We start from the raw sequence: 12,958 nt of genomic DNA on the forward strand, positions 1-12,958 counted from the left end.
AAAGGGGGACCCACCGAGCGGTGGAAGTGACTGGGCACACACACGAGATTACATGTATACAATCCGGTACACAAGTGCGTACGCAGGGTGGGATCTATACTGTGATGCATGGTGCAAATTGATGCGAAGCCTCTGGGCAAGACCGAGGCCGTTTACCTTCGACTCAAAGCCGAGATCGAGAACGGCGACTTCGAGCCAGGTCAGGCGTTGACGGAATTTATGCTGGTGGAACACACCGGAGCGTCTCGAACCCCGGTCCGTGAGGCGCTGCGCCGTCTGGCTGCCGAGGGCTTGGTCAACATTGCCCCTCGCGTGGGCGCCACCGTCGCGCGCATCTCGTTGGGAAGCGTCCGCGAGCTGTTCGACTATCGCCGCGTGCTGGAACCGGCGGCCATCCGCATGGTCGTCGAGGAAGCTTCGCAGAATCCTTCCATCGGCTCCCGATTTGCCGAGATTGAATCACGCTTCGCGGAGCTGGCAACCAAAGAACCCACTGATGCCTTCATTGCCGAGTATCGGCAACTGGCCGAGGTTTTCGATACGACCCTCATTGAATGCACACCCAATGCGCATCTCTCCCGCGCCATCCGGGAGCTGAGGCCGCACACGGCGCGGCTGCGACGCATCGCCCATGCGGATCGAGGCCGCCTGCTGGATGCCATCGCGGAGCATCGTGCTATGTGCCAGGCAATTGTCGACGGAGGCGCTGACGCCGCTGCCGACGCGCTGCGGCTTCATCTGGTCCACGTGGACGAGGCAATTTTCAAGGCGTTGCTGTCCGGGCGTGACAACCGCGGCCGGGACATTGACTTGGTCTCCTAGGGCCTATTCCACCCAGGTGAAGGTATTCAGCAATCCGCCACCAATATTGACCTGGCTGCCCGGAACAACAACCCTTGCTGATACGTCACGGTAGGCGAAATAATGTGGCGCCCTCTTGTGCTCGTTGTCAAACGCATCCTTGTCGCGATACACCTCGTAGAACGCGAACCGGTTAGACCCGATGTCTCCCAGTTCGATGACATCAAACCGGCAACAGCCCTCCTCATCCCGCACTGACGCACGCGCATTCTCGGCGATCGCCGCCAGGAATTCCTCGCGCCCACCGGGGGTGACTTCCAGTGTTACCCAGAGACTGAACATGGATTTCTCCTTCTGCATGATGGTTGTTCGTGTTATTGTATACATAGATGTGTACATCTAGACGAGTCGACAATGGAGCGGTCGTCTGCCACGTGAAAGGACAAACCAATGCCGGTTACGCAACCGAAGGTCAGCCAGGACTTGATCCCTCAGCAAATCGTCGGTCTTGCCGCCGACATCCTCCGCGCCCACGGAGTTCCCCAGGAGGACGCCAATCTTGTCGCCGACAGCCTGGTGCAGTCGGACCTCTGGGGCCATCAATCCCATGGCGTTCTCCGCCTCCCTTGGTATGTGGAGCGGATCCGCCAAGGCGCGATGAAAGCGGTAACAGCACCCGAAACCCTGGTAGACACCGGAGCCCTGCTGCTTCTGGACGGCAAAGACGGCATTGGCCAGGTCCTTACCGAACGCGCCCGCACCGAAGCCGTGGCCCGCGCCAAGGCCCACGGCGTCGGTGCCGTCGGAGTCCGGAACTCGAACCACTTCGGCACGGCGATGTACTACACGCGTCGGGCTGCCGCAGATGGGTGTGTTGCAATCCTGACCACCAATGCCTCCCCGGCAATGGCACCCTGGGGTGGGCGGGAAAAGCTGATCGGCACCAACCCCTGGTCGATTGCCGCACCCTACGGTGATTCCGCCGTCGCCGTCGATATCGCCAACACCGCCGTGGCACGCGGCAAGATCTACTTGGCCCGCCAGCGCGGCGAAACTATCCCTGACGGCTGGGCGCTCACCCCGGAAGGTGCCCGGACAACGGACGCGGCCGCAGCCGTGGACGGAGTCATCCTGCCGATGGCCGGCCACAAGGGATACGCCATCTCCTTCATGATGGACATCCTCTCCGGTGCCCTCACGGGCAGCCAGGTCGGCAAAGGGGTCAATGGCCCCTACATGGCGGACAAGGCCAGCGGGTGCGGGCACATGTTCATTGCCATCGATGTCGCGACGCTCGGATCCCCGGAAGACTTCCAGGCCAAAGTGGCCGAACTGATCGAGGACGTCAAGGCCACGCCTTTGGCCCAGGGCGCTTCAGAGATCTTCTACCCCGGGGAAATAGAGGACCGCAATGACGTCCTGCACCGCGAGCAGGGTGGATTGGTCCTTCCGAAACAGACTCTTACGGATCTTCACATGTTGGCCGAGCAATGCGGCCTGGATGCGATCTCGGTGCTCGGGAATCGACCATGAGTGCTGTAGCTCAGAGCCTTGACTGATCGCGAGCCTAGTAAGGCCAAGGGGGGCGTGGACATTGTCGACGCCAAAACGTCCGTCGGGGCCCTACGTCCAGAACTGCCCTGCAGCCAACTCTGCTGAAGTACATCGGCCTTGAGCGCTGGAAGCTGGATAAGTCGAGCTTGCTCAGTGGCCCGCCCAGCAGGGTCACGACGTCGCTTCGGGTGAATCGGTATGAAAAATCCCACCACGTCGACATAGCTCAGGTCGTGCAGTTGATGGCCGCGACAACTCGCTCCACGAGTCGGATAGCAGATAACCAGCCGAAGTTCGGACTTCACGGGCCCTGCAAACTGAGCCAATTGGTGCGAACTGTTTGCCCCGGGTCTGGGCCGCCCCAAATAGGCAGCCCAGACCCGGGGCAATAGGGGGCAGCATCTGCCAGTCCGTCTTGCTGTCAGGCTGCGATGTTGTCCTTGATCCACTCGGTCAGGGTGGTGACCGGAATTGAGTGCCTCGCGTTGAAGGTGTCGTCCTTTGGCCAGGCCACTCCTCGGCCCTGGGCAAAGACGGCGCGGTATTTTCGTGTCATATTGTCCGGGTCGTTGGCCAGCTCGTCCAGCAGGAAAGGCACTGTCCATTCCACGACCCGGAACGGACGCTCAAGCACGGATTCAAGGGTCCGCGCCAAGTCAACGTAGGTGATGGTGTCACCGGCAAGGTAGACGATCTCGTTGCGGATACGTGGTTCAGCAAAGAGGATCTCGGCCGTGAGTACGCCAATGTCTTCGGGGGTCGTTACGGTGACAGCTGTGTCAACGCTGCCCAAGGCGTTGACAGTGTTGTTAGGGAGGTCGACCATCCCGGAGCCTGGCTCGAAGAGGTAGTTCATGAACATTCCGGTGGAGATGATCACCCACTCGGTCTCGTTCTGGGACCTGAGCAGATCCCGCACGTCCAGCTGCGAGTCGAAGATGTCCTGGGGACTTCCCCGGCCGATCACGTCGAAATCAACACCGAACTGCCAGGGGAAGTAGCGCGGAAGTTTCGCTTGAAGAGCGGCCTGTGCAACCTTCATAGGCGTTTCAAGTCCGGCAGTGATGCCCGTGCAACCGATCACGGTGTCGTAGTTTGCGAAGATCGTCGCAAGTTCATCGACCGTGTTCTTGACCAGGTCGCCCTGGACAATCCTTACGCCCAGGTTTCGGAGCTCGGCGAGATCGCGCTGCTTATCCGTCGCAACGGATTCGATAGCACTCGCCCGCAGGAGCACACTGACGGATGAGCCGTCCACGTCCCGTGCCCGGCGTGCCACATTGCGCAGGACGGGCATGCCGAGTTCTCCCGCTCCGATGATGAGGATGTCCCGCGAGCGGGCGGACGGAATTTCGTTTGTCATTAGCGCAGAGTCCTTACTTGTATTCACGCTTCGTACAGCCATTGCTCATGTGGAGGACGCCGTCACGCGTATGCAGCGTTCGAGCGCTAAACCCCGAACGCTCACGTTGCGCACATCTGACGTGCGCGACGGTGCACCTGTCCTCCATTTCATGCGAGAGACTGGTTGTCTCTCTTCCCGTGACCGATGAGACCCGCGTAAGAGCGGATCAGCGGGCGGTATGAAAGTTAGCGTAAACTTTGACATTAGTGTCAAGGTCAAGTCTGTGGTCGAAGCGAAGAGGTGTTCACGTTGAAGATTGGTGATGTCGCCAGGGAACTGGGTGTCCAAACTCGAATGCTCCGCTACTACGAGCAACAGGGGCTCATCCAGGCATCCCGTTCGACCAACGGGTACCGCGAGTACTCTGAAGAGCAGATCGAGCATGCCCGTCACGTCCGGGCTCTTATAGCGGCCGGCCTGTCGACGAGGATGATCAAGATCGTGCTGAATATCGAAACTCCAGCAACCCAACGTCATTCCACAGTGGGCAATCGGGCTCTGGCGGAGGAGCTTGCTCAAGAACTACGCGTTGTGGAGAACAGAATCGTGTGCCTGGAAAAGAGTCGTGATGCTGTCATCGACTACCTTCAGCGGACAAATCACGCAGACTTACTGACATCGACTTAACTTCCTCGTGCCCTTGCTTCGTGAATTCTAAGATCACAACCATCCGTCGCCTCGAACGCTCAATGTCCTGAAGCATGTCTTGTGAGGGGTTGCTCAATCGGGAGTCAAAGCCGCCAGCCGCCTGGTGGAAATCCGCCATTCTGAACTGACAGTCACAGGCGGGAACTGATCGATGTCGCCTGGTATGGAGTAGCCACGCTGAAGATGGGCATCCTGGACGTCCTGGATTGGGTTGCGAGATATGGCCCGCGGGGCGTTTAGACAGATGAAGGCCATTTAGCTTTCCGTGTAAATAGAAGCCCGTCCCCGGCATGAGGAGGCGGCAGCTTTCGAGATGCGATCCGACCCCCTGACCGGTCCCGCCCGTGATGCAGGACCGGTTGGTTTGGTTTAGTTCAGGGCCGGGGTGTCTTGGGGGATGACGCCGGAACCGTAGAGATCGGCGGCGAGATCTTGAAGGGCGCGCAAGGCGACCCGCTGGGGAAAGGGGCCGTAGGAAACGCGTGCAACGCCGAGTTCCTGGAGTTCCGCTGCGGTAAGCGCTCCTGGTGCGCCGATCACGGACAATTTGCCGTGTCCGAGGCCTGCGACGAGCGGCTCAATAACGTCGCGTGTAAGGGCACGAGGGACAAACACCATCGCTGCTCCTGCATCCAGGAAGGCGCGCCCACGGGCAATGGCGTCCTCAATGCTGTCCTTGATCGGGCGGTCGCCGCCCTTGGCAATGGCGTCGGTGCGCGCGTTCAGCTGGAACGGGATGCCTTCGCCGTTCGCGGCGTCGACGATCGCCTTCACCCGGGCGACAGCTTCATCGAAAGGACGCAGGCGGTCTTCGACGTTGGCGCCCACGACGCCGATGCCAATCGCCCGGCGGATGGTTTCGGCTGGGTCTTCATAGCCGTCGTCGAGGTCTGCGGTGACCGGAAGGTCAACCGCGTTGACGATCCTTTTCACCCCATCCAGCGCGACGTCCAGCGGTATGGTTCCATCGGCGTAACCATACGCGGCGGCAATCGAGTGCCCGGCGGTGGCAATGGCCTTGGTTTCGGGCACCGCTGCAATGGTCGAGGCGCTGATGGCGTCCCACACGTTAACCACACTCAGGATTTCCGGTGCCTCATGCAGAGCCTTCAATTTCTCTGCCCGGGCGTTGATATTGCGTTCGGTCATGATTGTCCTCCGTGGTCTTGGTTGGGATCACTCGGCAAAGTCAGCACGGACGCAATGGCGCCCCGCCGCTGGGGCCGATCTCGCCATCTGGGCGGATAAAGATTGTCATCGGTCATTCGGTATCGAAGCTCGCCGACGAGCTGGCCTGGTTCGAGCCAAACCTCGTAGTTGTCCGCGGCCAGGAACAATTCACGCCCGTAAGGCCCGTCCGCTGCCACCCAGATCATGCTTGAATCGGGCATTACGGCTTCCACCGTTCCAGCGCGGACCAACGCTCCCCGCTGCCTTATCTCTACGGGGACCCCGTCCAAGCGGTGCCACTCAGATGCGGGATATAGCATCATCGAATTGCCCTTGCATGAAGCCCGCCGGCGCCTTCCACATGAATCAAGAGATCATTCTCCTTCGATTGGGCCGTCCTTGGCAGTTGCTCCGTGCCTGGACTCTTCAATGAACGCCAGGACACGGGCCGGACTCGCCGTTCCGCCCACGATGGGTAGGGGAGTGACGACGATGAAAGCGCCTGCGGCCGGTAACTGGTGCAGGTTTTTCAGGGATGTGACCCCGTATTTGTCGTTTCCGAGAAGGAAATGATGCATGGGGAAAGGCGGCTCCAAGCTGATGCCTGCACCGGCGTCGATCCCAACGGTTTCGACACCAAAGCCGGCAATGTCGGTCTCCTCAGCGAGCCAATGCGCGCACTCTGCAGAGACGCCGGGTGTATGAGGACCCGATTCGTCAGCATTGAGGAAAAGAGCTTCGTTGTGTCCGAAAGCATCCCATCCTGTGCGGTAAAGCAGCCATGCACCCTTGGGCAACTTGCCGTACCGGGCTTCCCAAGCCTTGATGTGGCGGACCTCAAGCAGGAAATCGGGGTCTGCAGCGGCTTCAGCGGTCGCATCGATCACAACGGCGGGGCCGACGAGTCTTTCGGGTGGCAGTTGTGAAATGTCCCGTCCTTCCCTCCCACTGACCCAGTGGATGGGCGCGTCAACGTGAGTGCCAAAATGTTCGCCCACGTGAATGTTGTTGTGCGCCCACATCGGTCCGCGTTCGTCGTATGCCGCGACCTCTTCGAGACTGAGATCGATGACGTTGGACAGAGGTGCCGGCAAGCGCAGGGCCGGAGTTTCAGGGGTCAAGGGCGTTGTCAGGTCGATGACGCGGATGCTTCCCTGGGCAAGGCCTTCAATCAGGTTGGCCAGCACATCCGGCGTTGGTGTTGTGTTGGTCATATGTGTGATGCCTGTGTGCTCAATGTGGTGCCCTTCCTTAGTGGCTTTAATCGGCATTAGTGGCCCTTGAATGCTTCCTCAAGCCACCAGGACGCGAAGCTGACGGTCTTTGCATCGATGAGCAGCGGCTTGTCACGGCTTCCGTCGAGCCACTGACGCACCGGCTCCAAATCCTCGGGATTCCGCACGGTCTGAGCTGCAAAGCCGTAACCGCGCGCGATGGCTGCGAAGTCGGTGTCGGGAAAAGTAATAAGCCCCAGAGCGTCATCGTCCTCGCCGAAGTGGTGTACTTCCGCTCCGTAAGCAGAGTCGTTGTAGACGATGACCACCAGCGGGATACCCAGCCTCACAACGGACTCCATCTCCGCTGCCGCCATCAGGGCGCCGCCGTCTCCGGTGCCGAGGACCGGGAGCCTGTCCGGCTGTGCGTATGCTGCCCCGATTGCACTGGCCAGACCCAGCCCCACACATTGGAAGGCCTGGCTGAAGACGAGCCCGTTCTCGTCAGGAATATCAAGGAAGGCGCTGGGATATCCGAGGAAGTTGCCCGAATCGACGGCCACCACCCTTTCCTTGTCGAGCATCCCGTCCAAAGCGATGGTGAGGGTCCGGGGATCGATGCGCTCTCCATCGCCCAAGTCCTCGTAAGGGACGTCCTGCCATCGGCCTTCGGATTTGATGGCTTGTGCGATCTCTTCGGTTCGGTAGCCAACACGGGAGAAACCGCGGCTGCGGAGCTCGCTGGCTGTTGCTGCTGCCGTAAGCCCTGCGTCGCCCAAGACGCCGAAATCCACGGGCCGGTGCTTGCCGGGTGCCAGTGGATCAACGTCTACCTGCACCACAGTGGTGGCCGGGCCAATGAGTTCGCCGTGCCGCATGGTCCACATGTTCAATGCAGAACCAAAGGAGATGATGAGGTCGGAGTCCTGGATGGTGCGAGCCGCCAGCGGTGTACTGAAGCCACCGGAAATGTCCAGATAGAACGGATCGTCATTGAACAGCCCGCGTGCGACCGCCGAGGTTGCCAAAAGAGCTCCCGAAACCTCCGCAAGATCGCGGAGCTGAGGTCCGGCACCGCGCCCTCCGCGGCCGGCGATGATGACGGGACGATTCGACCGCTCGATGAGGTCGGCCAGGTGGCTGATGTCTTCGGCAACTGGTGCGGCCACCGTTGAAAGGGAGGCCCCGCTGGCAACTGAGGCAGCATACTCTTCGGTGGTTTCGGAGTTTTGGATGTCCAAAGGGAGATTGATCAGCACAGGAATGCGGCGCGTTACTGCCGTCCTGTAGGCAAGGGCAACGTCCCGGGCGGCAGTCTCCCCGGAGATACGGAAGCTGGCGGCTCCAACGGATTCAACCAGATGGCTCTGCTCGATGCGGAAATTGGAATGAATAGCCGACGACGCAACTTCGGCGGCGAGAATCAGCATTGGTGTGCCGGATTTCGCGGCTTCCGCGATGCCGGTAATGGCATTTGTCAGCCCGCATCCCTGGTGCAAGGAGATTACAGGGACTGAGCTGCCTACTCGTCCAAAGGCGTCCGCCATAGACGCGGCTCCACCCTCGTGACGCGCCGCCACGTACGTGGCGCCGCCGGCAATGAGGGCCTTGGTCACGTCATAGTTGCCGCTGCCGACAACACCAAAGACTTGGCGGACGCCAAGCCCTATCAGCGTTTCGGCCACTTTTTCAAAAACACGCATCTGATTGGTACCTCTGGTTCTGGTTGCTGGAAGCTCTATACGAAAATGCTGCCTGCGACGGGCTCGTCTGGCTAATGCCTATTTCAGTCAGGGAGCCTGAATAAGGCATAGCTGCGGATGAGGTCACGCCATCAGGAAGCCGAAAGGGTCTTCCGGATTTCGACAGCTACTTGTTCAAAACAGCGCAGCATCAACACCACTGCCGGGCTCGGCAGCCTGTCCTGCAAAGTGGTCACGCCAACCGTCTGACTGATGCCTTTGATTCTCGCTCCGACAATGCGAAGCAGGGGATCGGCGGTGCCGATAGTGCGCGGCTGGAGCGCAAGAAAGTCCGTTTCGGCGACGATGGCACGAAGCGTCATGGTAGAGGAGCAATCTACCTGTTGTTCGGGAAGTTCCAGGCGTTCACGGGCAAAGGCGCTCTCGAGTTCCCCGCGCAGTGCCGTCTGCGCTACCGGCATGACCCACGGGTAGTTCCGTAATTGGTTCAAGGCGGTCTCGCCCCGCTCAAAAACAGGATGACCATGTCGTGCCACGACCTCGAAGGGCTCATGGTACAGCGCCGCCTGCTGCAATTCAGGAACGTCAGGATGCGGGGTAAGGCGCCCAACGACTATGTCGATTTCTCCCGCGACCAGTCCGTTGGTCAATCGATCAGGAGTTGCTTCGTGGACGTGGACGCTGACATGTGGCCTTTGTTGCTTTAGCCGCGCAATCGCTTTGGGCAGCAGCAGGTTGCCTCCTGCGACATACGTGCCGATGGTCACTGAGCCGGCGCTGGCGTCCGCCAGCTCTGCTATGTGCTGGGTCGCTTGCTGGAGGTGGCCGACCACTGCCCGTGCGTGACTGATGAAGACTTCGGCAAATGGTGTGGGGCGGACCCCGCGGGCGCCCCTTTCGAAAAGAGGCGCCCCGAGGGCATCCTCAACTTCGCGCAAACCCCTGCTGACCGCGGGCTGCGTGATGTACAGGTGCCTGGCCGCACTCACGATTGTCCCGTGATCGGCGATAGCTAAGACCAAGACCAGATGACGGATCTTCAGGGGGCCATTCAGTAAGGTTCTGATGTCCATGCCGATGATGATATGCCCATATGGACATGGCTTGCACCCGAAAAGGCATTCGACGGACATGGTTTGCGTCTAGCAGACTGGTGATACAACCCACACCGACGAACCGGGAGAAGCACCCATCATGGCGATTCCTACTCTGCGTAACTTCGTTGGCGGAGCCTTCCTTGACGCCGCCGACAAGACATTTGAAAAGATCAGCCCTGTCGATGGCAGCGTGATCGCCTACGTTGCCGAGGCCGATCGGGGCACTATCGACATGGCGGTGAAGGCCGGACGCAGCGCACTCCAAGGACGTTGGGGGAATTCCACAGTCAACGAACGGGCAGCGCTGCTGCGTCGTATCGCCGATCGCATCGAGGCGCGTTTCGATGACCTGCTCGCTGCCGAAATCGCGGACACGGGCAAGCCGGAACAACTTGCGAGGGACCTCGACGTAGCCCGCGCAGCAGCAAATTTCCGCGCATTTGCCGACATCATTGCCGCCGAAGGCCTGGACTCCTTCCTCACCGAGCTTCCCGACGGTCGGCGGGCCCTGAATTACGCTTTGCGCCGGCCCCTGGGAGTTGTTGCCGTAGTAGTGCCGTGGAACCTCCCCCTGTTGCTGCTGACCTGGAAAGTGGCTCCGGCAATCGCCTGCGGCAACGTGGTGATCGTCAAGCCCTCGGAGGAAACGCCGTCGTCTGCGACGTTGCTGGCTGAGATCATGGCCGAGGCGGGCGTGCCCGACGGGGTGTTCAACCTGGTCCATGGTTTCGGCCCCGGTTCGGCCGGCGAATTCCTGACCACGCATGAAGGCATCGACGGAATCACCTTCACGGGGGAATCCTCCACCGGTTCAGCCATCATGCACGCTGCAGCGGCCCACGTTCGCCCGGTTTCCTTTGAGCTCGGTGGAAAGAATGCCGCCCTCGTTTTCGCAGACGCCGATGTAGAGGCTGCGGTGGACGGCCTCACGAAATCCATCTTCACCAACACCGGGCAAGTCTGCCTCTGCACCGAGCGTGTCTACATCCAGCGTCCCATCTTTGACGATGTCGTAGCTGGACTTTCTGAGCGCGCCAGAGGCCTGACGCTCGGTCAGCCCATGGATCCCCGGACCACCACCGGACCACTGATCTCCCTTACTCACAGGCAAAAAGTTCTCTCATACCTCGAACGCGCTAAGCAGCTAGGCGGTGAGGCGATTGTGGGCGGTGGGATCCCCAATCTGGGCCACGAACTCAGTGGTGGCGCTTGGATTGAACCGACACTCTGGACCGGGCTCAGTCACGACGCACCCGTGATGCGCGAAGAAGTCTTCGGCCCCGTCGCGGGCCTGATTCCCTTCGACAACGAGGAAGAGGCCGTACGACTGGCCAATGACACCAAGTACGGCCTGGCTGCTTCTGTTTGGACCACCAATCTGGAGAGAGGACACCGGGTTGCTGGCCGCATGAACACCGGAATTACATGGGTCAACACCTGGTTCCTTCGCGACCTGCGCTCACCCTTCGGCGGGGCCGGTCTGTCCGGTATCGGCCGCGAAGGCGGTACCCACTCACTCCACTTTTATACCCAACCCACCAACGTGTGCGTAAACCTGAGCGAGGCAACACGATGACCGCAACCCACCCAGCCCCACCAATCAGCGAGATAGCGCGCAGACTCGATCAGGCCGAACGTAAAGGTATCGCCATAAATCAATTCGGCGACGTGCTGTCGCTTGACGCTGCCTATGAGGTACAGGCCGAATTGCGGGACCTTCGCTTGGCGCGGGGAGAGCACCTTACGGGCGCGAAGCTGGGGTTCACCAGCGAGGCGAAGATGGCGCAGATGGGCGTGAAGGAAGTAATCGTTGGATTCCTCACCTCGACCATGGAAGTGCACAACGGCGACCGGCTTCGGCTTGACGGGTCCGTTCACCCACGCGTTGAACCCGAAGTCGCCTTCCGCTTCGGCCAGGCCGTCCCGCCAGATGCATCGGAGGAGCAGATCATTGCAAGCGTGGACGCAGTGGCACCCGCGCTTGAGATCATCGATTCGCGCTATCTCAACTTCTCGTTCAGTCTCGCTGACGTCGTTGCTGACAATACCTCGGCTAGTCGCTACGTCCTGGGCGAGTGGGTTACCTTTACGGACGATCTTGCCGGCCGGACGGTAACACTGCTTGTCGACGGATCCATCACCGAAACAGGGACCACTTCGGCTATCCTCGGTGACCCCCTGAACGCACTGCGGGAGTTTGCCCGGATGTACCGCCGCCACGGAGCCGGGCTCCCGGCCGGTGCAGTACTGCTGGCAGGCGCAGCAACTGCTGCCGTTCCACTCTCACCAGGGTCCACCATCACGGCCATCGTCGCCGGTATTGGCAGCGTTGAACTGGAGACGGCAGGAGCTGACGCATGAGCGGGGCGAAACTTGTAGGGGACATGGCAAAGCCCCGTGGCCGCTTTCCCCACGTCAAGACTGCCGGTGACGTGATCTACGTTTCCGGGACAAGCAGCAGACGACCGGACAACACCTTCGTTGGTGTTGAAGCAGACGAACTGGGCACCACGAACCTCGACATTCGTGCGCAGACCCAAGCGGTCATCGAGAACATTGGACGCATTCTCCAGAGCGTCGGCGCCTCTCTCGACGACGTCGTTCAAGTCACTGCTTTCCTCGTCAACATGAATGACTTTGGCGGCTACAACGAAGTGTACGGACAGTATTTCGACGAGGACGGGCCGGCCCGCACCACCGTCGCCGTCCACCAACTTCCACATCCACACCTTCTCATCGAAATCCAGGCGATAGCCCACAGGAGGCAACCGCCGACAACATCAACACAACAACTGGAACAACAAGGAGCAGGACAATGACCACAAGCACCAACAAAACAAGCATCCTTCCCGTTTTCAACTTCCAGCAGTGGCTGGCCGAAAACGAGGCCTCACTGAAGCCGCCGGTAAACAACAAAGCAATGTGGACCCAGGTCGATGACTTCATCGTCCAGGTGGTCGGCGGCCCGAACCAGCGAACCGATTTCCACGTCGATCCCTACGAGGAGTGGTTCTACCAAGTAAAGGGCAACATGCATGTCAACGTCGTCACAGACGAAGGCATCAAGCGGGTAGACGTCCGGGAGGGCGAGATGTGGCTGCTCTCGGGCAACATCCCCCACTCACCCCAGCGACCCGAAGCCGGGTCCATCGGCATCGTGATTGAGCGCATCCGGGAGGAAGGAACCACGGAGAAGTTCCAGTGGTACTGCCTTGAGTGTTCCGACCTCATTCACGAGGTCGAACTCCAGGTCCGGGACATCGTGGAAGACCTGCCGCCCGTATTCGAGAAGTTCTACGCCAGCGACGTTTCCGCGCGCACGTGCAAGAACTGCGGGGCTGTCCACCCCGGCCGGGGCTAAGCAAC

Annotated in this window: 13 protein-coding genes; 7 read left to right on the forward strand and 6 right to left on the reverse strand. The window is 60.2% G+C overall.

Annotated features, from left to right (window positions below):
- The first annotated feature begins 108 nt into the window (after nucleotides 1-108).
- On the forward strand, nucleotides 109-822 hold the full coding sequence (locus ACPFL9_RS09910) for a GntR family transcriptional regulator (protein WP_091466893.1): 714 nt from the start codon (nucleotides 109-111) through the stop codon (nucleotides 820-822).
- A gap of 3 nt (nucleotides 823-825) precedes the next feature.
- Here ACPFL9_RS09910 and ACPFL9_RS09915 read toward each other — a convergent pair whose 3' ends face one another.
- A complete protein-coding gene (locus ACPFL9_RS09915; RefSeq protein WP_091466894.1) occupies nucleotides 826-1,143 on the reverse strand; it encodes a putative quinol monooxygenase in 318 nt (105 codons plus the stop codon).
- Nucleotides 1,144-1,251: 108 nt separating this feature from the next.
- Here ACPFL9_RS09915 and ACPFL9_RS09920 point away from each other — a divergent pair, with 108 nt between their 5' ends.
- Nucleotides 1,252-2,334, forward strand: coding sequence for an Ldh family oxidoreductase (locus ACPFL9_RS09920; protein WP_306840845.1), 1,083 nt, complete (start codon nucleotides 1,252-1,254; stop codon nucleotides 2,332-2,334).
- Nucleotides 2,335-2,776: 442 nt separating this feature from the next.
- Here the strand turns inward: ACPFL9_RS09920 and ACPFL9_RS09925 are convergent, their stop codons facing one another.
- The gene (locus ACPFL9_RS09925; protein ID WP_091466897.1) at nucleotides 2,777-3,718 is read right to left on the reverse strand and encodes an aromatic alcohol reductase; all 942 of its coding nucleotides are present in this window, start codon (nucleotides 3,716-3,718) and stop codon (nucleotides 2,777-2,779) included.
- A 291-nt stretch (nucleotides 3,719-4,009) separates the two neighbouring features.
- Here ACPFL9_RS09925 and ACPFL9_RS09930 point away from each other — a divergent pair, with 291 nt between their 5' ends.
- Nucleotides 4,010-4,387 carry a MerR family transcriptional regulator gene (locus tag ACPFL9_RS09930; protein WP_091467654.1) on the forward strand — a complete coding sequence of 126 codons (378 nt, stop codon included), beginning with the start codon at nucleotides 4,010-4,012 and terminating at the stop codon, nucleotides 4,385-4,387.
- A gap of 390 nt (nucleotides 4,388-4,777) precedes the next feature.
- Here the strand turns inward: ACPFL9_RS09930 and ACPFL9_RS09935 are convergent, their stop codons facing one another.
- From ACPFL9_RS09935 to ACPFL9_RS09950, 4 genes are all read right to left on the reverse strand, one after another.
- Nucleotides 4,778-5,557 carry an isocitrate lyase/PEP mutase family protein gene (locus ACPFL9_RS09935; protein WP_091466898.1) on the reverse strand — a complete coding sequence of 260 codons (780 nt, stop codon included), beginning with the start codon at nucleotides 5,555-5,557 and terminating at the stop codon, nucleotides 4,778-4,780.
- Nucleotides 5,558-5,952: 395 nt separating this feature from the next.
- The gene (locus tag ACPFL9_RS09940; protein ID WP_091467656.1) at nucleotides 5,953-6,792 is read right to left on the reverse strand and encodes a cyclase family protein; all 840 of its coding nucleotides are present in this window, start codon (nucleotides 6,790-6,792) and stop codon (nucleotides 5,953-5,955) included.
- Nucleotides 6,793-6,848: 56 nt separating this feature from the next.
- Nucleotides 6,849-8,495, reverse strand: coding sequence for a thiamine pyrophosphate-binding protein (locus tag ACPFL9_RS09945; protein ID WP_139025158.1), 1,647 nt, complete (start codon nucleotides 8,493-8,495; stop codon nucleotides 6,849-6,851).
- Nucleotides 8,496-8,626: 131 nt separating this feature from the next.
- Nucleotides 8,627-9,568, reverse strand: a complete 942-nt coding sequence (locus ACPFL9_RS09950; RefSeq protein WP_166660246.1) for a LysR substrate-binding domain-containing protein — start codon at nucleotides 9,566-9,568, stop codon at nucleotides 8,627-8,629.
- A gap of 121 nt (nucleotides 9,569-9,689) precedes the next feature.
- On the opposite strand from ACPFL9_RS09950, the gene ACPFL9_RS09955 reads away from it, so the two are divergent.
- The 4 genes from ACPFL9_RS09955 (at nucleotide 9,690) to ACPFL9_RS09970 (ending at nucleotide 12,953) form a co-directional block, all read left to right on the forward strand.
- Nucleotides 9,690-11,168 carry a 2-hydroxymuconic semialdehyde dehydrogenase gene (locus ACPFL9_RS09955; RefSeq protein ID WP_426007362.1) on the forward strand — a complete coding sequence of 493 codons (1,479 nt, stop codon included), beginning with the start codon at nucleotides 9,690-9,692 and terminating at the stop codon, nucleotides 11,166-11,168.
- A gap of 92 nt (nucleotides 11,169-11,260) precedes the next feature.
- Complete coding sequence (locus tag ACPFL9_RS09960; protein WP_337340649.1) at nucleotides 11,261-11,953, forward strand: 2-keto-4-pentenoate hydratase; 693 nt, start codon at nucleotides 11,261-11,263, stop codon at nucleotides 11,951-11,953.
- On the forward strand, nucleotides 11,950-12,411 hold the full coding sequence (locus ACPFL9_RS09965; protein WP_091466904.1) for a RidA family protein: 462 nt from the start codon (nucleotides 11,950-11,952) through the stop codon (nucleotides 12,409-12,411). Before ACPFL9_RS09960 ends, ACPFL9_RS09965 begins: the two co-directional genes overlap by 4 nt.
- The gene (locus ACPFL9_RS09970) at nucleotides 12,408-12,953 is read left to right on the forward strand and encodes a 3-hydroxyanthranilate 3,4-dioxygenase (RefSeq protein WP_091466906.1); all 546 of its coding nucleotides are present in this window, start codon (nucleotides 12,408-12,410) and stop codon (nucleotides 12,951-12,953) included. Before ACPFL9_RS09965 ends, ACPFL9_RS09970 begins: the two co-directional genes overlap by 4 nt.
- The last annotated feature ends 5 nt before the right edge of the window (nucleotides 12,954-12,958 follow it).

It is taken from the genome of Paenarthrobacter sp. NyZ202, assembly GCF_049860755.1.
Lineage (GTDB): Bacteria > Actinomycetota > Actinomycetes > Actinomycetales > Micrococcaceae > Arthrobacter.